A 25622-nucleotide genomic window follows, 5' to 3' on the forward strand; every position below is an offset into this window, starting at 1 on the left:
CATAAGGGCTTGGATGTTATCATTCGGCTGGGCTGCACCCGTACTGTTCATCCTCATTTACACGGTGCGGCCTTTGATTTTGTTTCCCGCGTCAATTCTTTCATTAGCGGCGGATTGGCATTTGGTCCAGTCTGGGGAACGGTCTATACGATTTTTGGCGCGACGATGGGCGCGGTGTTATCTTTTTGGTTAGCCCGACTTCTCGGCAAAAAATTTGTTCGGATAAGGTGGAAGGAGAAATGGGGCAAGCTTGAAAAGCAACTGCAGCAGAAGGGCATCGACTTAGTCAAATAAATTATACTTGACCCTGTACCTAGGTACAGGGTTTATACTTGTAAATGAGGTGATGAAATGAAATATCGTTCTGGAGACATTTCCAAACTATGTAACGTTAATAAAGAAACATTGCGATATTATGAGCGAAAAGGTTTGATACCAGAGCCTTTAAGAAGTGATGCGGGTTATCGACTTTATCCCGAAGATACGAAGGACAGATTAATGTTTATTAAGCGCATGCAGGAACTTGGTTTCACACTCTCCGAAATTGATAAATTGCTTGGCGTTGTGGATAAAGACGATGTTAGATGCGCAGATATGTATGACTTTGTTGTTGAAAAGCTGCAGGACGTTCAGCAAAAAATCAAAGATCTTCAACGAATCGAAATGATGTTATCTAATTTAAAAGGGTGTTGTCCTGACGAAAAAGCGATTCATGACTGCCCAATTATCGAAACATTAATTCATTAAGGCTATGTTCAAGCAGAAAGAGGGGCTGTGAAGCATGAAAAAGTTAGGATGGGGTATTTTAGCATTGTTTACTTGTCCGTGTCATCTTGTATTGATTATTCCTTTGCTTGCTGGCACAACATTTGGGGCTTATATGACAGTTCATCAAGCCACCGTTGGGATTATTTTTGGAATCTTCTTTGCCTTTTCTATGTACATGATGTTTAAACGAATAGGGAAACAAGAAAAAACCAATGCAGCTAGTGCTGCTATCAATTGTTGCAGTATTCCCAAGCAAAAATGAGGTACATTCATGAGAGAAAAAATGTCGAGTTTGGCCACTGTTTTTAGCGCTTTTGTGATGTCAGGTTGTTGCTTGGGTCCCTTAATTTTGATCCCCGTTGGATTAACAGGGTTTGCTGGAACACTCGCGATTTTCGCTACAAAGTACCAAACAGTGCTAATGATTATTACTGTCGCTCTTTTGGGGATCTCTTTTTATTATGTGTATGGACGGCAATGTAAAAAGAAAAGTTCGATCATCACCTTATGGGTTTCAACCATTGTGGTGCTGGTTATGTTCACTTACACCCTGTTGGCTAAAGGATATGTCTAGGAGGGTGAATCTTATGAAAATAGGCAAAATGACATTATTCATTGTATGGATGTTAACCTTTGCGGTTATTGTTTCCGCTTGTGGAAGCTCAAACGAAAGGACAAGCACCCTTACTACCGTGAAAACAGAAAACATTGAAAAGGCATCGTTTGAAGTCACAGGATTGACCTGTGCGAGCTGTGATTTTGTTGTAGAAAGTGCCATAAAACGTGTAGATGGCGTCCAAAATGTACATGTTAAAAGTGACAGCAGTACTGGAACGGCGCGAGTTGAATTTGACAAAAGTAAAACGGATCTAAAAACGATTCAAAAAACCGTACTTGATTTAGGGTATGGCATTCAATAAGTTATGAAAACTAACGATAAGGGGTAGGTGTTTGTTTTTCATGAAAAAGTACAAAATCCAGGTTCAAGGTATGACTTGTACGGGCTGCGAAGAACACGTAACAACGGCACTTGAAGGTATCGGAGCTAGAAATATTGAGGCCAGTTTTCGGCAGGGAGAAGCCACACTTGAATTACCAGATGACATAAATATTGAGACTGCAAAGCAAGCCATCAACGAGGCGAAATATCAATCGGGAGATGCGGAAGTCATCGAGTTTCCTGAAAAACCGGTTCTCGGCGGTGGGGACAATTATGATTTATTGATCATTGGTTCCGGTGGGGCCGCTTTTTCCGCCGCGATTAAGGCGGTCGAACATGGCGCAAAAGTCGCGATGATTGAACGCGGTACCGTAGGCGGCACCTGCGTGAACATTGGCTGCGTGCCATCCAAGACCCTGCTTCGTGCCGGTGAAATGAATCATCTCGCAAAAAGCAACCCTTTTTTGGGGCTAAATACTTCGGCGGGTCAAGTCGATTTGGCTCAATTGGTTGCGCAAAAAGATGAACTTGTTGGCGAACTTCGCCAGCACAAATATGTCGATTTAATTGGTGAATATGGATTTGAATTGATTCGCGGCGAAGCCAAATTTATCGATGAAAAAACGATTGAGGTTAATGGCCAACAATTTACTGCCAAACGATTTTTAATCGCCACAGGCGCTTCACCTTCTATTCCGGACATTCCGGGTTTACATGAGGTGGATTATCTGACAAGTACATCATTGCTGGAGCTGAAGCAATTACCGAAAACCCTTGCGGTCATTGGTTCGGGGTATATCGCTATGGAATTAGGGCAACTGTTTCACCAATTAGGGTCAGAAGTCACGTTAATGCAAAGAAGTCCTCGGCTCTTTAAAGCGTATGATCCGGAAATATCCGAGTCAGTGACCCAAGCTTTAACGGAACAGGGCATTCAGGTGATTACCGGTTTAACCTATGAACGCGTAGAAGCGAGGGGCGACCTGAAACAGGTTCATCTTTCGGTAAATGGCGAAAGCAAAGTAGTGGAGGCCGAGCAACTTCTTATCGCTACCGGACGAAAACCAAATACGGAAGCACTCCATCTTAGTGTGGCCGGGATAAACACAGGTGCGCGTGGGGAAATTATCGTGGATGAATACTTGAGAACCACAAACCCTAACATTTATGCGGCTGGTGATGTCACGATGGGTCCGCAATTTGTGTATGTTGCCGCTTATGAAGGAGGGATCGCGGCAGATAATGCTGTCGGCGGTTTAGAACGTAAGGTTAACCTGGAATCCGTTCCAGGCGTTACGTTTACTTCCCCGTCGGTAGCCTCTGTTGGATTAACAGAAGCACAAGCAAAGGCAAGGGGTTATGAAGTAAAGACGTCCGTCCTACCTTTGGATGCCGTTCCAAGAGCGCTTGTGAATCGTCAAATAACCGGTGTTTTTAAGCTAGTCGCTGATGCAAAATCGTTAAAAGTATTAGGTGCCCATATTGTCGCTGAAAATGCTGGCGAAGTTATCTACGCCGCGACATTAGAACTGAAATTCGGTTTAACCGTTGAGGATTTACGTGAAAGCTTTGCGCCTTACTTAACCATGGCAGAAGGATTAAAACTGGCGGCTCTTACATTTGATAAGGATGTTGCGAAGTTATCTTGCTGCGCCGGATGATGTTCGCTGAAAGGCCATTTTACCTTTTGTAAGATACATTACAGAAGGAAATTGTGTACCGCGGTAAAATGGATTCATCTCACATTGAGGAGTTGAGCATCATGGCAGCTGTTTCATTAACGAAAGATACGTTTCATAAGCAAGTTGAACAGGGAGTGACGCTGGTCGATTTTTGGGCGCCTTGGTGCGGTCCGTGCAAGATCCAACTGCCGATCGTCGACGAATTGTCTGAGGAAGTGAATCAAAAGGCAACCGTTGCAAAGGTGAATATCGATAACGAGCCGGAGCTCGCTTCCGAATACGGTGTGATGAGCATTCCGACACTGCTTGTGTTCAAAGACGGGAAAATGGTAGATAAAATGGTCGGTCTTCAGAGTAAAGAAGTCCTGAAGAAAAAACTGGAACAACAATAAACAACTTAGGGGGAAGAAGATCAATGAAAAAAATCGCGATTATCGTACACGCCTCAGAATCCGAACTAGCACGAGCATTACACTCGCTCTTATATGCGCAGGAGCTGCATGAAGCCGGCAATGAAGTAAAAGTCATCTTTGATGGGGCCGGTACCGTATGGGTTAAAAATTTTGAAGATCCAGCAAACAAGTATAATCCGGTTTACAAAGCGGTGAAGAACCTCGGTGTGATCGCAGGGGTATGCGAATATTGTGCCGGTGCTTTTGGTGTCAGTGAGGACGTGCAAGCGTCCGGCTTGGCCACAATGGGAGAACGAGGCGGACATCCTAGCATTGCTGAGTTAATTGCTGACGATTTTCAAATTATCACACTCTAAATAAGTCTCAAAGACCGTAAAACCTGAGGTGAAATTCCGAGGCTTGCGGTCTTTGCTTATTCAGATGTAATATTCATCAATTAGAGGGGGATTCATGATGGGATTAGTGGGGATCCGGGTAATCGTTTTTGACGTATATGGCACGCTGTTCGATGTACATTCCGTCTTCCAAAAATGCGATGAATTGTTTCCTGGCCACGGTCGGGAAATTAGCTCTCGATGGAGAGAAAAGCAACTGGAGTATTCTTTTATCCGGCAAATGATCGGTAGTTACCGTCCATTTGATGAAATGACGCGAGACAGCCTTCGGTACACCTGCGAACAATTAGGGGTCAATTTGTCAGCAGAAAAAGAACGCGAGCTACTGCTGGCGTACTTATCACTTTCACCATACGAAGAAGTTGCGCAGGTTTTGGAACAGTTGGCCCGAAATAGTTACAAACTCGCCGTTTTGTCGAATGGATCACCCTCTATGCTGTACCCTTTAATTGAGCACACCGGCTATAACCGCTTGTTGGATGATGTGATTAGTGTAGATGATGTAAAACAATATAAGCCTTCGCCTCAAGCGTATACGTATGGTTTGGATCGTTTACGTTGCAGACGGGAAGAAGTTTTGTTTCTTTCATCCAACACTTGGGATATCACTGGGGCTTCGACATCTGGTTTCCGCACGGTTTGGGTGAATCGAAAACATGGTGTGTTTGACCATTTGGGTGTACAGCCCGATGCGAGCATTTCTGACCTTCGCGAATTGTCAGGCGTGATTAAAACGTAATCACCCTGTGCATTAGAATCATTGATTAACAAATTCCAAAAGGGTAAAGAAAACCCATTGTTCTTTTTCTGGAATGTACGCTCAACATTGTTCATCACAGTCTCTCTGCCGATTTCCTTCTTGTCCACAACCGCCATAAATCGCAGGGTGGCGACGCTTCTTGACATACCCCATAGGGGTATTGTATATTGTGTTTGTGAGGTGATAAGTTGTGGCGAAACAAGAGGAAGTGGTAACGAACGAAACCGACGATGCCTGCTGTTCTGCGGACAGTGAAAGAAAGAGCCATCATTCGGATAAAATGAAGGGCAATCTAATCTCCCGGCTCAACCGGATTGAAGGCCAAATTCGCGGTGTAAAAGGCATGATCGAGCGGGATACTTATTGTGATGACGTCCTGAACCAGATTGCTGCGATTCAGTCGGCCTTGAACAGCGTAGGAAAGCTGCTTCTGGAAGGTCATATGAAGAGCTGCGTTGTCGAACGCATCCAGGCTGGGGAAAGCGAAGTCATTGACGAACTTTTGATTACGGTTAATAAATTAATGAAATAATACAACTATTGGAGGGATTATATATGCAACAAGCAACGCTGAAAGTAAACGGCATGTCCTGCCAACACTGTGTGAACTCCGTTGAGAAAGCCGTCAAAGAAATCGGTGGTTCGGCTCGTGTCGATCTGAAAAACAACGAAGTGACGGTCGAATATGATGAAAATAAATTGTCCTTGGATGCGGTAAAAGAAGCTATCGAAGAACAAGGGTATGACGTTGCCTAATCAATAAACAGGCCGCCAAAGGTGGCCTTTCTTTTTACAAATCAATATACCCTATGGGGGTATGAAAGAGGTGGGGAATCATGCAAACCAGGGAAGCACAGCAAAACAAGCAAACCACGATGCAAATATCGGGTATGACCTGCGCCGCGTGCGCGAACCGGATCGAGAAAGGCTTAAGCAAACTGGAAGGCGTGACGGAAGCAAACGTGAACTTCGCGCTTGAGCAGGCGTCCGTTACATACAATCCGGATAAAGTGAATATTCCCGTAATCGAGAAAAAAATTCAGGATATCGGCTATGATACGGTGAAAGAGGCGGCCGATTTTGATATTAGCGGCATGACCTGCGCCGCCTGTGCGGCCCGGATTGAGAAAGGGCTAAACAAAATGCATGGTGTATCGAAAGCGACCGTTAACCTGGCGCTGGAAACCGCTCACGTGGAGTATTCGCGGGCTGAAGTGTCCACTTCGGATATCGTGAAAAAAGTGGAGCAGATCGGCTATAAAGCAGCCATGAAAGAGGAACAGCAAGCAGCGGTAGACCACCGGAGGAAAGAAATCAAGGCGCAGCAAAAACGGTTCCTGCTGTCGGCCATCTTATCGATTCCGCTCTTGTGGGCGATGGTCGGACATTTTTCGTTTACGTCTTGGATCTGGGTGCCGGATCTATTTATGAATCCTTGGTTTCAGCTCATCTTAGCCACGCCCGTTCAATTTATCGTCGGACTCCCCTTTTATATTGGCGCGTATAAAGCGCTTCGGAACGGCAGCGCCAATATGGATGTGCTTGTGGCGCTTGGCACCTCCGCTGCCTATTTCTACAGTTTGTATTTAACGGTACAGTGGGCCAATAACGTGCATGCCCATCATGCGCCAGCCATGTATTACGAAACCAGCGCAGTGCTCATTACACTGATCGTACTTGGAAAATTGTTTGAAGCGTTAGCGAAGGGGCGGTCATCGGAAGCCATTAAAACGCTCATGGGTCTGCAGGCGAAAACAGCACTGGTTGTGCGAGACGGTCAGGAAGTGGCGATTGCGATTGAGGACGTGGCTGCAGGCGACGTAGTGATCGTAAAACCCGGTGAAAAAGTGCCGGTTGACGGCATGGTGCTGGAAGGTTCATCTGCGGTGGATGAATCCATGCTTACCGGTGAAAGCATTCCGGTCAGCAAGCGTCAGGGCGACTCGGTGATTGGGGCAACCATCAATAAAAACGGTATGCTCCGCATTCAGGCGACCAAAGTCGGCAAAGAAACGGCGCTGGCACAGATCATCAAAGTGGTGGAAGAAGCCCAAGGCTCGAAAGCGCCGATCCAGCGCATAGCCGACGTGATCTCCGGCATCTTTGTTCCAATTGTTGTCGGCATTGCGGTGGTGACGTTCCTGGTTTGGTATTTCGTCGTGGCTCCCGGTGATTTTGCCGGTGCGCTCGAAAAAGCCATTGCGGTGCTGGTCATTGCGTGCCCTTGTGCACTTGGGCTGGCTACGCCTACGTCCATTATGGCCGGGTCCGGCCGCGCGGCGGAGCTTGGGATCTTATTCAAAGGTGGCGAACACCTGGAATCGACGCATAAAATAACAACTGTTGTATTGGATAAAACGGGTACAGTGACGAAAGGGAAACCCGAGCTTACTGATGTACTCGTTTCAGAATTGCAGGATGAAAGCCAGTTCCTCTCTTTCGTAGCAGCAGCCGAGAAAAACTCCGAGCATCCGCTGGCGGAAGCCATTGTTGCCGGTGTTCGGGAACGAAATATTGCTTTTCCGGAAGCCGAGGCGTTCGAAGCGGTGCCGGGTTTTGGCATTCGCTCGGTTGTCGAAGGAAAAGCGGTACTCATTGGAACACGAAAATGGATGGCCAAAAATCAGATTGACGCGCAGACGGCTTACGAGCGGATGAATGAGCTTGAAGAATCGGGAAAAACCGCGATGCTCGTTGCAATTGATGGTCATTATGCGGGCATTGTGGCAGTGGCCGATACGATCAAGGAGAGCTCCAAAGCCGCCGTTGCGCGACTCAAAGAGCTGGGACTTCAAGTGGTGATGATCACCGGCGACAACGAACGGACCGCCCAGGCCATCGCCCGTCAGGTCGGGATCGACCGGGTGCTTGCCGAAGTGCTACCCGAGGGCAAAGCAGATGAAGTCAAGAAATTGCAGGAATCGGGCCAGAAAGTGGCCATGGTTGGCGATGGCATCAATGATGCCCCGGCACTGGCTACGGCTGATATTGGCATGGCCATTGGCACCGGCACCGATGTGGCCATGGAAGCTGCCGATGTGACACTGATGCGCGGCGACCTGAACAGCATTCCGGATGCTATCTTGATGAGCCGCAAAACGATGACCAACATCAAGCAAAACCTCTTTTGGGCACTTGCCTACAATGTGATCGGCATCCCGATTGCCGCGGCCGGATTTTTGGCTCCATGGCTGGCAGGGGCGGCGATGGCGTTCAGCTCGGTTTCGGTTGTACTGAATGCCCTCCGGCTGCAGCGGGCTAAATTGTAAAAAGGAGTGTGGGGAGAATTGGCTTACAAGAAATTTGCGGTGTCACCGGGGTTCCAGGAAGGCGGCTCGCTTTTTAAGCCGGAGCAACTCGCTGTACTGGGTTCCATTGTGGGAGATGATGCCAAAATTGAGCTGACGACCTTTAAACAGCTCTATGTGGAGATGGAGGAAGACCGGATCGATACTGTACAAGTCCAATTGAAAGAAGCCGGTTTAGACATCCAACCGGCTGGCTTCTATACTAAAAATTTGATCACCTGCAATTTTTGCAGGGGAGCCGACGATGCCGGTCTTAACGTGGCGGTACAGCTTGATCAGGCCATTGTCGGCCAAAAAGTCCCAAGTGCTTTAAAAATCGGGTATGCCGGATGTGCACTCGGCACCAGCGAGCCTTTGCTCAAAGACATTGCGGTCGTGAAGATGAATGACGTGTACGATATCTATGTCGGCGGCGAAGCCAAGGGCATGAAAGCCCGTCTCGGCCAGTTATACGCTTCGGGGATTGCGGAAGATCGCATTATTCCCCTCGTTACACGTTTAATTGCGATATATCAACAGCTAGGGAAAAAGAAAGAGAAATTTTCAAAATTCGTAGAGCGCTTGACGATAGAGGAACTTCAAAATATGACAGTGCAAAGTTAGGAGCACGCTAACGAAGATGAAGAAATGGCTTTTATTTTTCGGCTACGTGATCGCGGTCATCGTCATCCTCCTAAATAAAGATCCGATCCTACGGTGGCTCGATGATGATAGGGCCACTAATCTCATGCTGCTGTTTGGTGCAGCCGTCTTACTCGCCCTTATTCCTGTTGTTCCTTATGGCGTGGTTGCCGGAATCATAGGGGCCAAATATGGCCCCTTTATAGGTGGGATTTTGAATGTTCTCAGCTCTACTGTTGCCGCTGCCCTGCTATTTTTGCTCGTCAGGGTTGTGTTTCAGGAGCAGGGCATCCGGTTTTTGGCCAAATTCAAACGAATCGACCAATTTACAACGCTCATGGAGCGAAATGCGTTTTTCGCAGTGTTACTCGCCCGTCTGATTCCGTTTGTACCTGCGGCTTTCGTAAATGTCTATACGGCCATCAGCCGCATGCGATTTAGCCCCTTTGTGGCCGCTACGCTTCTTGGGAAAATACCGGTGATGTTCGTATTTGCCTTTATCGGGGATCAACTGCTTTCCGATCTCAGCAATGTGCTCTGGATATCGCTTATCTATATGGGCTTTCTGCTGCTGGTGTCTCTTGTCTATCGGTGGCTGCGAAAGCGGAAAATCAGCAATGCGGGGTGAGCCGTACATCATTTTTATGTAGGGGAGGGTCAATGATGAAGACGATTTTGGTAGTCGATGATGAAGAAAAAATTCGGGATGTCGTTGTATCCTATCTGAAAAAAGAAGGCTTCCACGCGGTCGAAGCCGCGACAGGGAGCGAGGCTTTGCAGGCGATGCAGCGTAAATCCGTCGATCTCGTGATATTGGATCTGATGCTTCCGGATATGGACGGGGAGCAGGTTTGCCAAACGATACGCAAAATGAATTCGGTACCCATTCTTATGCTTACCGCAAAGGTATCGGAAAACAATCGAATCAAAGGATTGTCCATTGGCGCGGACGATTATTTGACCAAGCCGTTTGATCCGCGTGAGGTCGTGGCCCGGGTCCGGGCCATCTTGCGCCGAACCGACGACAGTCAGCTGCTTGCCGATCGCTTATCGTTTCACGATGGTCATTTGGAGATCGATTCGCTGGCACATACAGTGTTCCGCGAAGGAAAACCGGTCAGCTTAACGCCGAATGAATACAAGCTGCTGTGCGCTTTAGCTAAATATCCGCAGCGGCATTTTACGCGTGAAGAATTGGTGGACAAGGTACTCGGCTATGGATTTGATGGTGATATCCGCACCATTGATCAGCATGTGAAAAACATCCGTCACAAAATCGAACCGGACCCGAAGAATCCCCAGTATATTGTTACCGTCTACGGACTCGGCTACCGGTTTGCCGGGGGCGCCACATGAATAAGCGACTACACACACGCCTTGCTTTGATCATTATCGGTACCGCGACATGTATCCTGATCATTTCGACATTAAGTGTGATTGTGGCCACGCATTACCATATTTCGATGTTCCATGATCAAGCGGCGGGCATGAACCATGATGTGTCCCAATTGGATTATCACTTGGAGCAGGCGCTTTTGCAGTCCATCATCTGGACGTTTACCGGTTCGATTATCCTCGCGGTTGTGATCGGCTTTTATATCGCGAAACGGATCTCGCGGCCGCTTGTGGACATGAAACAGGCGGCGGAACGCATGTCGGATGGGCATCTTGATACGCGGGTCGCGATCAACGGCAATGACGAGCTCGCGGAACTCGGCACGTCGCTGAACGAACTGGCCGCGCAGCTGCATAAACAAGAACAGCTTCGGGTCACGATGACCGAAGACATTGCCCATGAACTTCGAACGCCGCTGGCCACGCTGAAAAGCCATATGCGAGCCTTTGAAGATGGGGTTTGGGAACCGACCCCGGAGCGTATCCATGCGTGTTACGAAGAAATTGAACGGCTCACCAAAATGGTAGCCGAACTGGAAGATTTGACCCATATGGATTCACCGGCGTTTCAGTTGGAGCGAAAACAAGAGCCCCTGGATTCGATGATTGCCCAAGGGGTCGATCTTGTGGCGGCAACTTATCTGGAAAAAAAGGTGGAGCTTTCGTTTCACTGTAATCCCAATATCCGGATCTTTGCCGACCGCAATCGCATGATTCAAATTTTGGTCAATCTTCTTAGCAATGCCCTAAAATTCACGCCGGAAAACGGACATGTGAGGATTGAGACAGTCGAAGAAGCACAAGACGTACTGATTCGCGTCCAGGATTCGGGCAGCGGCATTGAACAAAAGGATTTACCCTATATCTTTGAGCGATTTTACCGGGGGGACAAATCACGCAATCGGAAAACCGGCGGCAGCGGTTTGGGGTTAACCATCGTCAAAAAGCTCGTCACCGCTCATGGCGGACAAGTCTGGGCAGAAAGCGCGCATGGCACCACGTTTACGATCCGCCTGCCGAAAGAAAATCGTTCATTTTAAGCCAACACCTGCTGATCTACACAGGATCTTCACAAGTGCTGGTTATACTTATATTAGCCTGCCAATCGTCTGCATTTGGCGCGAAGATGAACATAGAGAAAATCGGATAGGGGGACGTTTTCCTGAAAAAAATCATTCTACTTGCAATGGCAGTTGTTATTGCAGCAGCATTCACCGCATGTTCCAAGAAAACGGCCGATGATGGGCATGTTTCCCACGATTCGGAGGGTGCGGCATTTACGCACATTCATGGCCTTGGTTACTCCAGCGACGGTAAACGTCTATTTATCCCGGTACATAACGGGCTAAAAGTATATGCCGATGGCAAGTGGAGTGACGCCCCAGGTGAGAAGCATGATTATATGGGCTTCTCCATGGCCGATAACGCGTTCTACAGCAGCGGCCATCCTGCAGTCGGTTCCAGCTACAAAAATCCCATGGGTCTGATTAAAAGTACCGATGAAGGAAAATCGATTACTGTTTTGGCTTTGGAGGGCGAAGTTGACCTTCATGGCATGAGCGTGAGTTATCGGACACATACCCTGTATGTGATCAATCCCGAACCGAATTCGAAAATGAAGCAGGCGGGTTTGTTTTACAGCCGAGATGAGGGCAATACCTGGATAAGCAGCTCCATGTCCGGTATTTCCGGACAGATTACGGCGCTTGCTGTGCATCCGACACAGGATGCGGTTGTGGCGATCGGCACTACTTTGGGGGCGTATCTTTCCAAGGATAACGGCCAAACGTTTGCTGCTCTTTATACCGACCAGCCGGTTTCCGCATTAGCTTTTACGGATCAGGGGGAGCTGCTGATCGGTACCGGCAAATCTGAACTGGTCAGCGTTAAACTGGAAACGAAACAACGGACCACCATTAAAACGCCAGTGCAAAATGGTGACGCGATCTCGTACCTAGCGGGGAGTCCGGCGAATCCGAAAGAGCTCGCCTTGGCCACCGAAAAGAAAGATGTTTATGTGTCCGCTGATTTTGGGACCACTTGGCAGCGAATTGCCAACCAAGGACAAGCTATCAATCCATAACAGGAGGTTTTGACATGAAAAGAAAACTAGTTATGATCATTGCCGCTGTGATGATTGCCGTATTAACTGCATGTGGCAATAATACAGCGAATCCGAGCACACCGTCGAATACAACGTCCCCGGCTCCTACCAACAGTGCTAACGCGCAGACCGATCATTTCGGTATGAATCATTCCAGTTCAGGGGAAGTGCCTGCTGGATTAAAGGAAGCCCAGAATCCAACATTTAAGGTAGGAAGTCAAGCGATTCTGCAACCGGACCACATGCCAGGGATGAAAGGTGCGACAGCAACGATTGTAGGAGCTTATGATACGACAGCCTATGCGGTGTCCTATACGCCGACAACAGGTGGAGAGCCGGTAAAAAATCATAAATGGGTGATCCACGAAGAATTGAAAAATCCCGGCGCGGAAGCGTTGAAACCGGGCGCACAGGTCACTTTAGAGGCTGATCACATGCCAGGGATGAAAGGTGCGACGGGTACCATCGATTCAGCAGAACATACGACCGTTTATATGGTCGATTACACGCCGACCACCGGTGGGGAGCCCGTAAAAAATCACAAATGGGTCACAGAAAGTGAACTTTCACCGGCGGGATCGCAGCAAAGTACCGGTAACGGTGGCGGCCACAGCGGTCATTGATAAGGGCAGTAGCCGGGCATGAAAACTAATTGCGGTTTAACTCCCGTATAGGGGTAAACAATAGAAGAAACAAAAAGGAGGCTATACCGATGTCACACGAACAGTTTCAATCTTGCATTGAGGAATGTATCCGTTGTATGCAAGCGTGCAACCACTGTTATGACGCTTGTCTGAAGGAAGATCATGTCGCGATGATGAAAGAATGCATTCGTTTGGACCGGGAATGCGCCGATATTTGTGCCTTCGCCGCGCAAGCGATGTCGATGAACAGCTCCTACGCGAAAGAGATCTGCCGGATCTGTGCAGAGGTTTGTGAAGCTTGCGGGAATGAGTGCAAAAAGCATGAACACGAGCACTGCCAGCGGTGTGCTGAAGCTTGCTTTGCATGTGCTAAAGCTTGCCGGGCGATGGCAGCTTAATGATTGCGCAGTCAATTATTTCGTCAACCCCCTAGAGCACTAGGGGGTTTTTAAATGAGTTGAGAATAAAGTAGCAGGGGAGGTCAATTATAGTGATGGACGGATCGATGATGGATGGTTCCATGATGTTTATGATGTGTGTCATGATGGGGATCGGTTTTCTGCTTTTGATCGTGGTGATTTACGCGGTTATCCGATCCCTAATGAGAAAAAGCAGAGTTGAAGATCGTCCTCTGATGATCTTAAAAGAGCGTTATGTAAACGGGGAAATAAATGATGAAGAGTTCGAACATAAAAAAACATTTTTAAGGAAATAATCGAGCCGCCCAGACATTGGGCGGCTTATCTGCTTAATAAGACATTTATCCTTGGCGCGGTTATTGATCGGAAATTCAACTGACTTGGATAAACTACTGGTACCTACACGATAAACGAAGAGAAAACGTTTGAACCATCACGCTAACAGGACAATAGTTGAATGGATACCCGGAAGGAAAAAAGCTCCTGCAGCTGCAGGAGCTTTTGCTATTGTTCGCCTTTTTTTCGTCCGGATCTCACCGGCCGGGCTGGATCGGGACGAGCTGCCGGTCAATCAAGTGGTATAGTCATGGCGTTTTTACTGAACGCCCAACATTATGGAGGTGTAAGCTGAACAGACAAACAAAATGCCCAACCCGATGGCCAAGGTACTACGGGCTTTTTTGCGGAATAAAAACAACATGGAGAGCAGCAATAGAACGGAAACGAATCCTAATAAAATACTGTTTCCACCAGCTACAAACTGGATGGTTGTACTTGGGTTGATGGTTCCATCATAAAAAGATTGAAACAAAGCGGAGGGTTTTTCAAATTGAATGACTGCCGCTAGATTTTCTGTCGGTGATTGCTGTCCCATAACTGCCATTGCCCAAAAGACGAATAAGGCCATAATGCTTTCCGCTCTAACCCAGGATATCGGATTAAAGTTTGGATTTTCTCGCAGCTTCCTTTTTACCATCACACCGTTAATAAAGGCGAAGGTCAGCAAAGGAATAATCAATAAATGCTTAAATAATAACGCTTGACCATAGGAAACGATCCATGAATTGACATATTCGGGTACTAACAGCGTCATTAAAAAGAATCCTGCGCTTATGGTTGCGACCATACAAATCAACGCAACAGGACTAAACCATTTTAAAAACGATAACCAATGATTACTATTCTTTGAGAACCAAGCAACGACTAATAACGTGCCGGTCCAAACACTTACCGATAGAAAATGAATGGCGTGGGGAATAAAGCCTTTTAACTGATAACTTGCCGTACAATGACTGGCCCACGCAAAAGCCAAGATTAAGGCAAATGTGAAGGCTGCTGAAACATATTCCATTTTCGGCTCATTTGTCATTCTCCGGATGGAACGGACAATGAGCAACACAGCGGCTAAAAACAAGGTAATCAGCCAAGCGTGTCCTACATTAAAGTCAAACAAAACACCTCTAAAAATGACCCAGAAACCAGCATCAAAACCCTCTGAAAACATTATCGCGATGGTCAGAAGAGGGAAGAAAGATAAAACAGCTATTCCGACTATGGAGATGTTGACTAACCAGTTAGGAACGTTTATCGTTGGACGTTTATTTTCGGGTATCAACGTCAATAATTGATTTCCAACTAAGATACCAAAACAACAATACAAAAGAAATTCTGAAATATAGATCATTTTCTTTTCCTCATGGTAAAGCCCACGATTCCAATCAGAAGCAAGGCCCCTACACCTATCCAAATAAACGTGTTCTTAGCGTTTGAAGGCGTTTGGACTGGAGCGGTTTCCACTGGCTCTTTTGTATCTGCTGCTCCGGATGGAGCTGATGGGGTTGGCTCCGTCACTTGTGATGTTGGCTCAGGCGTTTTGTTGGCCTGTTCAGGCATATTGACTGTAGCCTGTTCAGGCATATTGACTGTAAATGTAAAGCTACGTTCAATGACATGACCATCTTCCCCGACAATTTTCCAATTCACTGTGTAATCTCCATTGGGAAGCGGCGTTTTAAGTGAGCCCTTTAACAGCTTTCCTTCAACGGCCACCGTATCAACATTCACTTTTTGCCCTTGCTTATCTAAAAGCGTGAATGTGCTCAATTTTTCAAGATTTGTATTAAATGTCAAAACAATTTCAGTTAAGGGCCCTGTGATGGTTTCTTTATCCTTCGGGCTGGAACTTTCCATTCCCGTATGGGCAAAAGCTGTCGTGGGTAGAAGCATGAGCAGCATGATGATAAAGATTATTTTTTTCATTGTATTGTCATCCCCTTCTGTGAATCTCTATCTCTGCATCATATTATAACAGACTAATATGAGGACTAATTTGGTAAATAGAGCGGAATTCTGAACGTTTTTCAAATTAACTGTGTCATTCGATTTTCTATCTTATATGGGTTATAAATTTGACACATATATTAGAGGGTGCTAATATGATAATCATATTAGGAAATGCTGATATGATAATGGAGGTCAGTCCAATGGAATTTAATCATTGTGATGTTAAAGCGAAATTCATGCGTGGATTCAGCGATAAAACAAGGCTTCAAATACTCGAAAGTATCAAGAACCAGGAAAAAACGGTATCTCAAATTGTGGATGACCTTAAGGGGAACCAGTCCAACATATCCCAACACTTGGCTTGTTTAAAGGGCTGCGGCATTATAGTTGGCCGACAAGAAGGGAAATATATCTTTTACAGTTTGAGAAATGAACAGATCGCGCAGCTGCTTACGGTCGTGGATGCTGTTTTCCATCAAGTGGAGGAAGAAGTTGCAGCTTGTGAAAAAAATGACGAATTGGATTGCTGCGCCAAAGGATAAGGGAGGAACCTGAAATGAACGAAGATAAAGAGAAAAACGGTTCCTGCTGTTCGGATCAAAGTTGCAGTTCCAATCCGAAACCGACATTTAAAAAGGAACTTACTTTACTAACTACAACGGCTGACACGACATGCCAAGACGAATGCTGCAATGAGCAGCCCAAAGAACCGACATTTAAGAAAAGTCTGAATCTCATTCATGTAAGCACTGCCCCCAAATGTGAAGATGCTTGCTGCCAGGATGAACCGAGTCGAGAGGAAAGTCATGAAAACCTCTCTGATGCGCCGGGTCATAAAAGTGAATTCATTGTTTACGGCATGGACTGCTCTGCTTGTGCCGTAACGATTGAAAAAGCCGTCAGAAAAACGGAAGGCGTTTCTCACGCGCAAGTCAATTACAGCACAGGCAAAATGCAAGTTATCGCTGCAGAAACTTCGGCCTTAGATACGCTACCCGAAACGGTAAAAAAGCTGGGGTACACCTTAGAAAAAGTGGAGCAAAAGGGAAAAGGCCGGACTTACAATATTGAGGGTATGGATTGCGGTTCCTGCGCGTTAACGATTGAGAACCACTTCAAGAATCATGCAGCTGTAAAGAACGTGAGCGTGAATTTCTCCACTGGAAAAATGACCATTGAACACGATAATTCCGTCGAAGAAATTATCAAAGAGGTATCGAAGGCTGGTTACAAAGCATCGTTAGTTTCTAGCAGACGAACCGGCGAAGTGAAAAAAGTTAAGTCTGGAACGAACGCCGTTGTTCTGTCGGGTGCATTACTTCTGTTCGGTTTTGTTGGCTCCTATACGAGTGCGCCGCCAACACTTCTTACCATTCTTTATGCGCTGTCCATTGTGATCGGTGGGTACAAACCGGCCAAAAGTGCCTTTTATGCCGTAAAAAGCCGTTCGCTCGATATGAATGTGCTGATGACGGCGGCTGTGCTGGGTGCCGCGGCGATTGGTCAATGGTTTGAAGGGGCGACAGTGGTTTGGCTGTTTGCATTAGGCATGGCGCTTCAAACGACATCTATTGAAAAGACCCGTAATTCGATTCGAAGCCTGATTGATCTTGCACCTCCCGAAGCGTTTGTGAAAAACGGTGAGGCGCTTGTTAGAAAACCCGTCGAAGAGGTTTCGGTTGGAGATGTGATCGTTGTTAAACCAGGCGACAGAATCCCGTTAGACGGCCAAGTCATCGGTGGAGAATCGAGCGTAAATCAAGCACCGATTACAGGGGAATCCATTCCGGTTGATAAGCAGAGCGGAGATATGGTTTATGCCGGAACCATCAATGAGCACGGATCTTTGGAGATTCAAGTAACCAAACTGGTTGAAGATACGACGATTGCCAAAATCATTCACCTTGTCGAGGAAGCCCAAGAACAAAAAGCGCCTACGGAAGCTTTTGTCGATAAATTTGCTCGTATTTATACCCCGATCGTATTTGTACTGGCCCTTGTCGTTATGGTTCTTCCTCCCCTTGTTGGTTTTGGAACGTGGGGGGAATGGTTTTATAAGGGATTGGAATTACTCGTTGTGGCCTGTCCTTGCGCACTGGTTATTTCAACGCCTGTGGCCATCGTATCGGCAATCGGAAATGCTGCGAAGAACGGCGTTCTGATCAAAGGGGGGGCCTTCTTAGAAATCGCAGGAAGGATCTCAGCGATTGCGTTTGATAAAACCGGGACGTTAACCGAGGGAAAGCCAAAGGTAGCGCAGGTGATTCCATATGGATCTACCCAAGAGGAATTGTTAGCCATTGCCAAAACACTCGAAGAATACTCCACGCATCCGATTGCAAAAGCGGTTGTTGACTATGCCAATGAAGCAGGGATTGCTGCCCGTCAAGGCGACAAGTTTCGAAACTTCGTCGGCAAAGGTGTTGGCGCTGTGATTGGCGACTATGAGTATTTGGCAGGAAACCTGAAACTGTTCCAGGAGCTAAACACCGATCTTGTTGAGATGGAATCCCGAATTTTATCTCTCCAGCAAGAAGGACATACCATTGTCATTGTCGGCACCAAAGAAAAAATCATTGGTGTGATTGCTGTAGCAGACACCGTTCGGGATACTTCGGTAAAATCGCTTAAAGCGCTGCAAGGCGTTGGCGTCAATCAAGTTGTCATGTTGACCGGTGATAACGAAGGAACGGCTAAAAAGGTCGCCTCACAGACAGGGGTAAACCGTTATTTTGCCGAGCTGCTGCCCGAAGATAAAGTGATAGCCATTAAACAGCTGCAAGAGGAAGGCTATGTTGTGGCCATGGTGGGGGATGGTATCAATGATGCCCCGGCACTTGCAACCGCCGATCTAGGGATCGCGATGGGGGGAGCTGGGACCGATACGGCCATGGAAACGGCCGATATTGTGTTAATGGCGGATAATTTAGAAAAACTGCCCCATACCGTTAAACTCAGCCGTAAGGCGATACGTATTATTAAACAAAACATTTGGTTTTCGCTTATCGTGAAGGCTGCTGCTCTGATCTTGATTTTCCCCGATTTGCTTACGTTATGGATCGCGGTCATTAGCGACACAGGGGCCGCGCTCATCGTTATTTTGAATAGTATGCGTTTATTGAGAATTCGGGATTAAAACGAAGGATGGCTCCTTCGTTTTTTCCTTGGAAATCGTTCGTGTTGGAGGCTTCTATGTTTAAAAGACTGGCTTTTTTATTGATTTTAATTCTTTCTATGATTCCTATGTTTACTGTGGATGCCCATTCTCCCATTGAAAAAAGGTTTCCGAATGTCAATGCGGTTATCGAATCTGCGCCTGATCAGGTGGAACTTTTTTTCAAGATCCCGTACAAATACATCGGAGTTCCGTTGTTGTTCAAAATGAGAATCCTGCAGAAGTCCAGGTCGGAAAACCGCAGCTGGACCCTAGCTATAATCGCAGCGCGACACCCGAAGAGAGGTTCCAAAACCTTAAATTAGTAGGAAGTATGGTTGTGGTGGGTTTGAGCCCGAAACCAATAAAGCAAAACCGGGTTTAAGAGTGAGCTTACGTTTTACCGGCGTGTGAAGGAGTACGAAAGTCAGGTCGGCAAAAAGCTCTTCGTTCAATGAATGAAGGGCTTTTTTGTGTATTTTTAAGGAAGTAAAAGGAAGGATGTAAAAATAATTGAGGGTGTGATGAACAATCTGCACAAAAACGAAGTCCTTTCATTCATAGACACAGGAGAGGAGCTTCACTTATGAAAAAAATCGTTGAATCTTCGATGCAACGAGCAACAATTATTATTGTGTGCGTGGTTCTTATTTTAGCGTGGGGTGCCGTTTCCGCATTTCAAATGCAGCGAGATTATCTTCCTGGCATCAACAACACGACGTTAATGGTATCTTTACGCGCTTCTTCTTTACAAGCGGATCAAATCAAACGAGATATCACATCACCGCTAGAGGATGTGATTCGAAAGACAGATGGACTAACGAATATAGAGACCACCTCTTACGATGGCGGGCTTCTTATGAACCTTTATTATCCGATGAACTATGATATGAAAAAAGCGGAAAACCAGATCAAACAGGCTTTAAATGACGCAGAGCTGCCCGATGGCGTTAACCCACCGGCCGTTACTCGACTGACGAACAGCACATTTCCTATACTTAGCTACAGTTTGACCTCCAACAATCAAAAAGTGGATGATATCACGCTTCAATCCACCGTCCAGGCTGAAATTGTGAAGCAGTTGAAATCTGTACCCGGCATATCCGATGTTCAGAATGTCGGCGGTGCAAAAAGCGGTTACGTTGTGTCTCTTCGTGCTAAGGACTTAGCCAAAAATAAGATGAGCGTCGACGATTTTAATAAGTCGATTTCAACGGATATTCCGAACCTTCAAGGCAATATTGCCAATGTAAAAGCTTCTTTTCCGGTGCGTGTCGAAGGCTGGGACCTGGGCGAACAGCAGTTGAACAGTCTTCCCATAAAAAATAAAGACGGGGATACGGTACCGCTGTCCGCGGTGGCGAACATTTCCAAATCGCTCAACGACGTCACGACCGTTTCTCGTACGGACGGAAAGGCAAGCGTGCTGATCAACGTGATCAAAACGCCTTCCGCGAACATCACCACAGTTGCGCAAAACGTAAAAGACCGAGTCAGCAACCTCACGGCCGTGAAAAACGGGGATGTTTCCATGAACCTCGTTTTGGATCGCGCGCATGATTTGAATGCCTCCTTGATGGGACTTCTTCGGGAAGGCATTCTTGGCTGTGTTTTCTCGATGCTCTGCGTCCTGTTCTTTTTTCGGAATGTACGCTCTACACTGCTCATTGCCGTCTCTCTGCCGATTTCTCTCTTGGCCACAACCGCCATTTTGAAATCCATGGGCGTGACGCTAAATATTCTAACCATATCCGGTCTCATTGTAGCGATGGGACGCATTGTGGATGATGCCATTGTCATACTGGATAATATGTACCGCAGAGTGCAGGAGAGCAAGGGAAAACCGATACTCGGAGTTCTGGCCGGAGCTGTTGTCGAGATGCTTCCGGCGATCTTTGCTTCCACTGCGACAACGATTGCGGTGTATGTACCGATTGCATTGGTTGGAGGCATTATCGGCGCTTCCTATTCAGGGTTTGCATGGTCGGTGGTTATTGCTCTTGTCGTATCGTTCTTTGTGGCCATGCTTGTCATTCCCGCACTTGCTTTTATGAGATGGAGAGAGCCAAGCGCGAAAGCCGTTACGCTTGAGCCGCTGATGAAGCCTCTGCTGTTGTCGGCGCTGCGGCACAAAACAGCAGTCATCAGCATTTCGCTCATCGTGTTCGTTGCGGCGGCTCTGTTTGCAACGCAGCTTCCTTTCAACTTACTTCCAAGCTCGGCTACCGGACAGGTCGCCATTAAAGTGGAGCTGCCAAAGGGTACTCCCCTGACGGAAGTCGATCAAGAAGTTCGGAAGGTGGAGGGCGTTCTCCAGAACAATCCGAAAGTGACAGCTTTCTCGTCTACCTTCGGCTCGTCGTTCACACCGCAGGCGGATGATGTGTTCGACCAGGGCGGCGGATATATTCAGCAACCCAATGTGGGCAATTTATCCGTCTCATTAAAAAACAAAAACGAAGTCAGTTCGTTCATCACGGCTATGCAGTCGTCTTTGTCTAGTGATTCGGGAAAGGCTGCTATTACGGTTACGAATCAAAACATCGCCGGCGACGATTCGCAAATAAAAATCATGCTGTCCGGTGCAGATGAAAAGACGCTGGAAGACGCTGCACAGCTCGTTCGCAGCAAGCTCGCCAATATTGACGGGCTCAGCGTTGCCGGCAAAACGGATCTCACAAATGGAATCCCTAAATACGCAGTTACCATCGATCGTGATAAAGTTCAACAAGCGGGTATCGATCCTGCCGTTATTAATAAAATCCTAGGCCGTTATATGACCAAAGGAAAGGACTTTGGAATTTTCACTTCCAAAGGCACGACACCCGTTGATGTTTACATCGACTCTGTTCAAACCGGGGCTGGGGTTAACAACACCTTGCCGGTGTACACACCGGATCAGGTGATGACCTCGCTTGCTGCAGAAACATTGACCGGCAAAGATGGCCAGTCCTATCGGTTGGATCAACTGGCGTCCATCGATAAGAGCGACGCCGTTTCCACCATACAGGAACGTGATGGACAGCCATTCGCAGTGGTGACGACTCAAATCATCTCCAATGCTGTGAGTAAAGTATCCAAGACGGTCGATGATACCTTAAAAGCGACCGCGTTACCCAATGGAGTGACGTATTCACTAGGTGGCATAACTGAGCAAGTGTCTCAAATGATTATGGAAATGGTCATTGCGGTCGCAGTATCCATTCTGCTTGTCTTGATGATCACCAGTTTCATATTTAAAGGTTGGAAAGCACCGTTCGCTGTACTCATCAGTATTCCTTTGGCATTGTCGGGTGTTGTTATTGCGCTATATGTCATCCATGGGCAATGGAATCTAGCCGCCTTAATCGGGGTGCTCATGCTTACAGGCATTGTTGTCACAAATGGCATTGTGCTGATCGATAAAATTGAGCGAAACCGAAGAGAAGGAATGGAATTGAGGGATGCCGTGCTAGAGGGCAGCTTATCCAGGGTGCGGCCGATCTTTATGACCGCTGGCACGACTGTCCTTACCCTAATTCCTCTTGCTCTGTCGCATAGTGCCGATACGGTCATTTCTCAAGTACTTGGTATCGTGGTTATTGGGGGGATGATAACCTCTACCTTGAATAGTTTTGTTGTGATTCCGATTATCTATGAATGGATGCAGGGAAAGAATAAAAAGAGCATCCAAACACGGATCGGAAAGTCGGTTTAACTCACAACGGTGTAAACAGTAACAGAAAAGGGGACAGGCAACATGTCATTAACACAAATCGATTATTTTGTTTTTAAAGCGATCAACGACACGGCAGGCAGTTTGCCATTCATAGATGGCATCATGCGTTTTTTATCGCAGGACGCGGAGTATTTGTTTTATTTGGGTATTATATTGTATTGGTTTACACGTAAACGAGAAAATAGAAAAATGGTAATGGAGTCCCTCGTTTCCGCTTGCCTCGCGTTCGGCATCGGGATGATCGTAAGCCATTTGGTTTATCGGGATCGGCCGTTTGTGACCCATCACGTGCACAAGCTGATCGATCACGCGGCAAACGCCTCTTTTCCAAGCGACCATTCCATTGGTGCTTTCGTGATCGCTACCGCCATATGGCTGTTTAGGAAAAAAGCCGGGTTCATTTGGCTGCTGCTCGCTGCATTCATCTCGTTATCGCGCATATGGAACGGTGTCCATTATCCGTTTGATGTAATTACTGGCGCACTTTTGGGCGTGTTGTCCGCAGTCGTCGTTCATTTGACATTTATGAAAATTCCCTTCGCAAGAAGTGTAATGGCTGTTGGAATCGCCCTATATGAAAGCATCGAACAACGAATATGGCCAAGTCGTAACGAAAAGGCAGCGAAGTCTTGACCTGTTAACAAGAGAGGGGGGATCACTTTGTCATTTTTAACAACGTGGCTGGAACATTACGGATATTGGGTCCTCTTTTTTGCTCTTTTACTGGAGATGCTGGCCTTGCCGCTGCCGGGAGAAGTGCTCATGAGTTATGCCGGGTTACAGGTGTTTCAAGGAAAGCTGGACTGGCTGCTTGCCATCATCATCGCTGGAGCAGGGGCATCAGTCGGCATGACGCTGTCCTATTGGATTGGGTATCGCCTTGGCAGGCCCTTTTTTGAAAAATACGGTGCTCGTATTCACATGGGACCAGATAAACTCGAGAAGGCGTCCGAGTGGTTTCAAAAATACGGAAATAAAATGTTGATCATTGCCTATTTCATTCCCGGCGTTCGTCATATCACCGGGTACTTTTCGGGCATGACACGTATTTCTTTTCGCAAATATGCAGTATTCGCCTATCTAGGCGCTTTCTTTTGGGTGAGCGTGTTTATATCGCTCGGTAAAATATTGGGTCCGAAATGGGAACTGTACCATCACACCATCAATCGCTATTTAATTATTGGCGGTGTTATCGCCGCGGTTATTTTTGTTTTGGTTTACCTGTATCGGAAATATAAAAATCATATCATCTCCCGGACCACCAGCATTCTTGAAAAAGGAATTCAACATTTTCATACGATGGGTAAAGTGAAATTTATTCTGCTCGCTGCTTTTGCTGGATTTGTGTTGTTTATTTCTTTCATCATCGGATTGATCCAGGATTTCTTAGCTCATGAGTTTGCTTTGTTTGACGAAGTCACCGCGTATATCATCCATGAAATGTTCGATCCAAGCTGGACTGGATGGATGGATCGTTTTGCACTGCTTGGCTCCTATTACGTATTTATGCCTTTAATTCTTATCACTACAGTGTGGATCTTATTTAAAGGAAAAGATCGAGCGCTGGAATTGACCTTCTTTGCACTCGTCATTTTGGGTGGGGAAGCACTGGACGAAGGGCTGCGTTCACTGTTCCATCGTACCGGCCCATCGCCATCAGGGTTCCAGTTTCCTTACACATTCCCCAGCGAACAAACCTTACTATCGCTGACCGTGTGCGGATTTGCCGCCTTTTTATTGGTCCGTCATTATGGAAATGTAAAAATACGCATCACGGCCCTGCTGCTCGTCATCATTTTGTGTCTACTTGTCGGCATCAGCCGCATCTTCTTCAATGTTCAATATCCAAGCGATGTCGTGGCCGGGTATGTGTTTGGCGGGGCTTGGTTTAGCTTAAATGTCATCCTACTAGAAATCTTTCGTTTGTTGCGAAATAATGAGTTCATGGCACGATGACAGGTAACATGCGTTCGGTAGGGGGCTGATCATGTGTGGATGAAGAACTTTACCGATTAATCGGCGAGGCGAAGCGAGGGGGGAAAGACGCTTTTGCCCAGCTCGTGACGCAATATAAAAATCGCGTCTACCGCCATGCTTTCGGTATGCTCGGGGAGCGAATGGAAGCGGAGGATATCACGCAGGAAGCATTTATCAAAGCGTATTACTCTTTTTCCCGGCTTGAAAGCGAGTATGCATTCTCGTCTTGGATGATGCAGATCGTCTCCAATTTATGCAAGGATCGATTAAAAAAGCGGGAAAAAGAACGGACACTAAGAAGTGAGTCCATCGAAGAGACATCGATTCAAGGGGTGGAAGACAATCACCTTGGACTAGGTATCCAAGAAGCCATGATGACACTTTCGACGGAACACCGCGAAGTCATTTTGTTACATGATGTTCAGGGGTACCGGTATGAGGAGATCGCTGCAATTGTGGGGATTCCGCTGGGCACGGTAAAATCGCGCCTTAATATGGCCCGATTAGCTTTAAGAAATGAAATGAAAAAAGGTGATGCGTGATGCCAAACCATCCGGAAGATTTGTTATCGGCCTATATCGATAACGAGCTGACCGCAAAAGAGCGGCAGCAAGTTGAGGAACATCTACATTCCTGTACACAATGCCAGCTGCTTGCAGCGGATTTGCTTGAATTACAGCAGCAGGTTTCGACTGTATTTCTGACCATGGATGCGCCGCGGGACATGGAGCAGCGGATCATGTACGAGGTTGAGCTTCAAACACGCGCTCCATTCATAAGCAGGAACTGGCTGGCTCTACCGTTAGCGGGGGTGATCTGTTTAACTGCAGTTTGGTATTTTTTTGGATCTGTATTCTTTTCGTTGCTGTCGGTCTTATTCAAATTTGTAGTGGCACTGCTCTATGCGTTTTCCGGCATGGTCACGTCGATCCCTACCTTAACAGGCGCAACGGCGGTATTCGCGATTTTTATCGTAATCATTTCAAGTTTTTCGCTGCGGCGTTTGCTAACTACCACGACAAATTAAGGGAGGGTGAATCG

Annotated in this window: 30 protein-coding genes; 28 read left to right on the forward strand and 2 right to left on the reverse strand. The window is 46.8% G+C overall.

Annotated elements, in window-relative coordinates:
• Positions 1-9 precede the first annotated feature (9 nt).
• The 20 genes from G519_RS41255 to G519_RS0101310 all read left to right on the forward strand — a co-directional run bounded on the left by G519_RS41255 (position 10) and on the right by G519_RS0101310 (position 13745).
• Complete coding sequence (locus G519_RS41255) at positions 10-294, forward strand: VTT domain-containing protein (RefSeq protein ID WP_029193124.1); 285 nt, start codon at positions 10-12, stop codon at positions 292-294.
• Positions 295-351: 57 nt separating this feature from the next.
• Positions 352-747 carry an Hg(II)-responsive transcriptional regulator gene (gene merR, locus G519_RS0101220; RefSeq protein ID WP_029193125.1) on the forward strand — a complete coding sequence of 132 codons (396 nt, stop codon included), beginning with the start codon at positions 352-354 and terminating at the stop codon, positions 745-747.
• A 34-nt stretch (positions 748-781) separates the two neighbouring features.
• Positions 782-1030 (forward strand): hypothetical protein, encoded by a 249-nt coding sequence (locus G519_RS41260; RefSeq protein ID WP_036631739.1) that lies wholly within the window; start codon positions 782-784, stop codon positions 1028-1030.
• Between the two features lie 9 nt (positions 1031-1039).
• The gene (gene merT, locus G519_RS49805; protein ID WP_036631741.1) at positions 1040-1342 is read left to right on the forward strand and encodes a mercuric transport protein MerT; all 303 of its coding nucleotides are present in this window, start codon (positions 1040-1042) and stop codon (positions 1340-1342) included.
• 13 nt (positions 1343-1355) lie between these two features.
• Positions 1356-1688 (forward strand): heavy-metal-associated domain-containing protein, encoded by a 333-nt coding sequence (locus G519_RS47135; RefSeq protein ID WP_029193126.1) that lies wholly within the window; start codon positions 1356-1358, stop codon positions 1686-1688.
• A gap of 40 nt (positions 1689-1728) precedes the next feature.
• Positions 1729-3369 carry a mercury(II) reductase gene (gene merA / locus G519_RS0101240; protein WP_029193127.1) on the forward strand — a complete coding sequence of 547 codons (1641 nt, stop codon included), beginning with the start codon at positions 1729-1731 and terminating at the stop codon, positions 3367-3369.
• A 68-nt stretch (positions 3370-3437) separates the two neighbouring features.
• Positions 3438-3782, forward strand: coding sequence for a thioredoxin (gene trxA / locus G519_RS0101245; RefSeq protein WP_268633780.1), 345 nt, complete (start codon positions 3438-3440; stop codon positions 3780-3782).
• 23 nt (positions 3783-3805) lie between these two features.
• On the forward strand, positions 3806-4159 hold the full coding sequence (locus G519_RS0101250) for a DsrE family protein (protein WP_029193129.1): 354 nt from the start codon (positions 3806-3808) through the stop codon (positions 4157-4159).
• Positions 4160-4253: 94 nt separating this feature from the next.
• Positions 4254-4937: a haloacid dehalogenase type II gene (locus G519_RS0101255; RefSeq protein ID WP_029193130.1), complete on the forward strand. Its 684-nt coding sequence runs from the start codon at positions 4254-4256 to the stop codon at positions 4935-4937.
• Between the two features lie 229 nt (positions 4938-5166).
• A complete protein-coding gene (locus G519_RS0101260; protein WP_279626864.1) occupies positions 5167-5490 on the forward strand; it encodes a metal-sensitive transcriptional regulator in 324 nt (107 codons plus the stop codon).
• A gap of 23 nt (positions 5491-5513) precedes the next feature.
• Positions 5514-5714 (forward strand): copper chaperone CopZ, encoded by a 201-nt coding sequence (gene copZ / locus G519_RS0101265; RefSeq protein WP_029193132.1) that lies wholly within the window; start codon positions 5514-5516, stop codon positions 5712-5714.
• An 80-nt stretch (positions 5715-5794) separates the two neighbouring features.
• Positions 5795-8227, forward strand: coding sequence for a heavy metal translocating P-type ATPase (locus G519_RS0101270; protein ID WP_029193133.1), 2433 nt, complete (start codon positions 5795-5797; stop codon positions 8225-8227).
• A gap of 18 nt (positions 8228-8245) precedes the next feature.
• Positions 8246-8869, forward strand: coding sequence for a nitrite/sulfite reductase domain-containing protein (locus tag G519_RS0101275; protein ID WP_029193134.1), 624 nt, complete (start codon positions 8246-8248; stop codon positions 8867-8869).
• 16 nt (positions 8870-8885) lie between these two features.
• Positions 8886-9515: a TVP38/TMEM64 family protein gene (locus G519_RS0101280; protein ID WP_029193135.1), complete on the forward strand. Its 630-nt coding sequence runs from the start codon at positions 8886-8888 to the stop codon at positions 9513-9515.
• Between the two features lie 35 nt (positions 9516-9550).
• Complete coding sequence (locus G519_RS0101285; protein ID WP_029193136.1) at positions 9551-10243, forward strand: response regulator transcription factor; 693 nt, start codon at positions 9551-9553, stop codon at positions 10241-10243.
• Complete coding sequence (locus G519_RS0101290; RefSeq protein ID WP_029193137.1) at positions 10240-11322, forward strand: sensor histidine kinase; 1083 nt, start codon at positions 10240-10242, stop codon at positions 11320-11322. Before G519_RS0101285 ends, G519_RS0101290 begins: the two co-directional genes overlap by 4 nt.
• Before the next feature lie 146 nt (positions 11323-11468).
• Complete coding sequence (locus G519_RS41275) at positions 11469-12365, forward strand: F510_1955 family glycosylhydrolase (protein ID WP_051252984.1); 897 nt, start codon at positions 11469-11471, stop codon at positions 12363-12365.
• Between the two features lie 14 nt (positions 12366-12379).
• Complete coding sequence (locus G519_RS41280; RefSeq protein WP_051252985.1) at positions 12380-13009, forward strand: DUF1541 domain-containing protein; 630 nt, start codon at positions 12380-12382, stop codon at positions 13007-13009.
• Positions 13010-13098: 89 nt separating this feature from the next.
• On the forward strand, positions 13099-13428 hold the full coding sequence (locus G519_RS48620; protein WP_084159961.1) for a four-helix bundle copper-binding protein: 330 nt from the start codon (positions 13099-13101) through the stop codon (positions 13426-13428).
• A 95-nt stretch (positions 13429-13523) separates the two neighbouring features.
• Complete coding sequence (locus G519_RS0101310; RefSeq protein WP_051252986.1) at positions 13524-13745, forward strand: SHOCT domain-containing protein; 222 nt, start codon at positions 13524-13526, stop codon at positions 13743-13745.
• A 299-nt stretch (positions 13746-14044) separates the two neighbouring features.
• Here G519_RS0101310 and G519_RS0101320 read toward each other — a convergent pair whose 3' ends face one another.
• Positions 14045-15133 carry a copper resistance D family protein gene (locus G519_RS0101320; protein WP_029193140.1) on the reverse strand — a complete coding sequence of 363 codons (1089 nt, stop codon included), beginning with the start codon at positions 15131-15133 and terminating at the stop codon, positions 14045-14047.
• Entirely contained in the window at positions 15130-15708 is a 579-nt protein-coding gene (locus tag G519_RS47140; RefSeq protein WP_051252987.1) for a copper resistance CopC family protein, read from the reverse strand. The genes G519_RS0101320 and G519_RS47140 overlap by 4 nt, the downstream gene beginning before the upstream one ends.
• A gap of 224 nt (positions 15709-15932) precedes the next feature.
• Here G519_RS47140 and G519_RS0101330 point away from each other — a divergent pair, with 224 nt between their 5' ends.
• The 8 genes from G519_RS0101330 (at position 15933) to G519_RS0101365 (ending at position 25608) form a co-directional block, all read left to right on the forward strand.
• Positions 15933-16274 carry an ArsR/SmtB family transcription factor gene (locus tag G519_RS0101330; protein WP_029193141.1) on the forward strand — a complete coding sequence of 114 codons (342 nt, stop codon included), beginning with the start codon at positions 15933-15935 and terminating at the stop codon, positions 16272-16274.
• Positions 16275-16288: 14 nt separating this feature from the next.
• Positions 16289-18868 (forward strand): heavy metal translocating P-type ATPase, encoded by a 2580-nt coding sequence (locus tag G519_RS0101335; RefSeq protein WP_029193142.1) that lies wholly within the window; start codon positions 16289-16291, stop codon positions 18866-18868.
• Between the two features lie 56 nt (positions 18869-18924).
• Positions 18925-19212: a hypothetical protein gene (locus G519_RS0101340; RefSeq protein ID WP_029193143.1), complete on the forward strand. Its 288-nt coding sequence runs from the start codon at positions 18925-18927 to the stop codon at positions 19210-19212.
• 260 nt (positions 19213-19472) lie between these two features.
• Positions 19473-22583 carry an efflux RND transporter permease subunit gene (locus tag G519_RS41290; RefSeq protein ID WP_036631752.1) on the forward strand — a complete coding sequence of 1037 codons (3111 nt, stop codon included), beginning with the start codon at positions 19473-19475 and terminating at the stop codon, positions 22581-22583.
• A 42-nt stretch (positions 22584-22625) separates the two neighbouring features.
• On the forward strand, positions 22626-23237 hold the full coding sequence (locus G519_RS0101350; protein ID WP_029193144.1) for an undecaprenyl-diphosphatase: 612 nt from the start codon (positions 22626-22628) through the stop codon (positions 23235-23237).
• Positions 23238-23264: 27 nt separating this feature from the next.
• Complete coding sequence (locus tag G519_RS0101355) at positions 23265-24560, forward strand: VTT domain-containing protein (RefSeq protein WP_029193145.1); 1296 nt, start codon at positions 23265-23267, stop codon at positions 24558-24560.
• Positions 24561-24595: 35 nt separating this feature from the next.
• A complete protein-coding gene (locus tag G519_RS0101360; RefSeq protein WP_029193146.1) occupies positions 24596-25123 on the forward strand; it encodes an RNA polymerase sigma factor in 528 nt (175 codons plus the stop codon).
• Positions 25123-25608 carry an anti-sigma factor family protein gene (locus G519_RS0101365; RefSeq protein ID WP_029193147.1) on the forward strand — a complete coding sequence of 162 codons (486 nt, stop codon included), beginning with the start codon at positions 25123-25125 and terminating at the stop codon, positions 25606-25608. The genes G519_RS0101360 and G519_RS0101365 overlap by 1 nt, the downstream gene beginning before the upstream one ends.
• The last annotated feature ends 14 nt before the right edge of the window (positions 25609-25622 follow it).

This window comes from Paenibacillus alginolyticus DSM 5050 = NBRC 15375 (assembly GCF_000422905.1).
Classification (GTDB): domain Bacteria; phylum Bacillota; class Bacilli; order Paenibacillales; family NBRC-103111; genus Paenibacillus_E; species Paenibacillus_E alginolyticus.

Bases quoted from the DNA above. Each gene is read 5' to 3' on its own strand.
- merA (WP_029193127.1), top strand. From the start codon at position 1,729: ATGAAAAAGTACAAAATCCAGGTTCAAGGTATGACTTGTACGGGCTGC.
- G519_RS0101310 (WP_051252986.1), top strand. From the start codon at position 13,524: ATGGACGGATCGATGATGGATGGTTCCATGATGTTTATGATGTGTGTC.
- G519_RS0101255 (WP_029193130.1), top strand. From the start codon at position 4,254: ATGATGGGATTAGTGGGGATCCGGGTAATCGTTTTTGACGTATATGGC.
- G519_RS0101350 (WP_029193144.1), top strand. From the start codon at position 22,626: ATGTCATTAACACAAATCGATTATTTTGTTTTTAAAGCGATCAACGAC.
- G519_RS0101320 (WP_029193140.1), bottom strand. From the start codon at position 15,133: ATGATCTATATTTCAGAATTTCTTTTGTATTGTTGTTTTGGTATCTTA.
- G519_RS41290 (WP_036631752.1), top strand. From the start codon at position 19,473: ATGAAAAAAATCGTTGAATCTTCGATGCAACGAGCAACAATTATTATT.
- G519_RS0101270 (WP_029193133.1), top strand. From the start codon at position 5,795: ATGCAAACCAGGGAAGCACAGCAAAACAAGCAAACCACGATGCAAATA.
- G519_RS0101335 (WP_029193142.1), top strand. From the start codon at position 16,289: ATGAACGAAGATAAAGAGAAAAACGGTTCCTGCTGTTCGGATCAAAGT.
- G519_RS0101250 (WP_029193129.1), top strand. From the start codon at position 3,806: ATGAAAAAAATCGCGATTATCGTACACGCCTCAGAATCCGAACTAGCA.
- G519_RS41275 (WP_051252984.1), top strand. From the start codon at position 11,469: ATGGCAGTTGTTATTGCAGCAGCATTCACCGCATGTTCCAAGAAAACG.
- G519_RS0101285 (WP_029193136.1), top strand. From the start codon at position 9,551: ATGAAGACGATTTTGGTAGTCGATGATGAAGAAAAAATTCGGGATGTC.
- copZ (WP_029193132.1), top strand. From the start codon at position 5,514: ATGCAACAAGCAACGCTGAAAGTAAACGGCATGTCCTGCCAACACTGT.
- G519_RS0101365 (WP_029193147.1), top strand. From the start codon at position 25,123: ATGCCAAACCATCCGGAAGATTTGTTATCGGCCTATATCGATAACGAG.
- G519_RS0101340 (WP_029193143.1), top strand. From the start codon at position 18,925: ATGTTTAAAAGACTGGCTTTTTTATTGATTTTAATTCTTTCTATGATT.
- trxA (WP_268633780.1), top strand. From the start codon at position 3,438: ATGGATTCATCTCACATTGAGGAGTTGAGCATCATGGCAGCTGTTTCA.
- G519_RS41280 (WP_051252985.1), top strand. From the start codon at position 12,380: ATGAAAAGAAAACTAGTTATGATCATTGCCGCTGTGATGATTGCCGTA.
- G519_RS41260 (WP_036631739.1), top strand. From the start codon at position 782: ATGAAAAAGTTAGGATGGGGTATTTTAGCATTGTTTACTTGTCCGTGT.
- G519_RS0101290 (WP_029193137.1), top strand. From the start codon at position 10,240: ATGAATAAGCGACTACACACACGCCTTGCTTTGATCATTATCGGTACC.
- merT (WP_036631741.1), top strand. From the start codon at position 1,040: ATGAGAGAAAAAATGTCGAGTTTGGCCACTGTTTTTAGCGCTTTTGTG.
- G519_RS47140 (WP_051252987.1), bottom strand. From the start codon at position 15,708: ATGAAAAAAATAATCTTTATCATCATGCTGCTCATGCTTCTACCCACG.
- merR (WP_029193125.1), top strand. From the start codon at position 352: ATGAAATATCGTTCTGGAGACATTTCCAAACTATGTAACGTTAATAAA.
- G519_RS48620 (WP_084159961.1), top strand. From the start codon at position 13,099: ATGTCACACGAACAGTTTCAATCTTGCATTGAGGAATGTATCCGTTGT.
- G519_RS0101280 (WP_029193135.1), top strand. From the start codon at position 8,886: ATGAAGAAATGGCTTTTATTTTTCGGCTACGTGATCGCGGTCATCGTC.
- G519_RS47135 (WP_029193126.1), top strand. From the start codon at position 1,356: ATGAAAATAGGCAAAATGACATTATTCATTGTATGGATGTTAACCTTT.
- G519_RS0101330 (WP_029193141.1), top strand. From the start codon at position 15,933: ATGGAATTTAATCATTGTGATGTTAAAGCGAAATTCATGCGTGGATTC.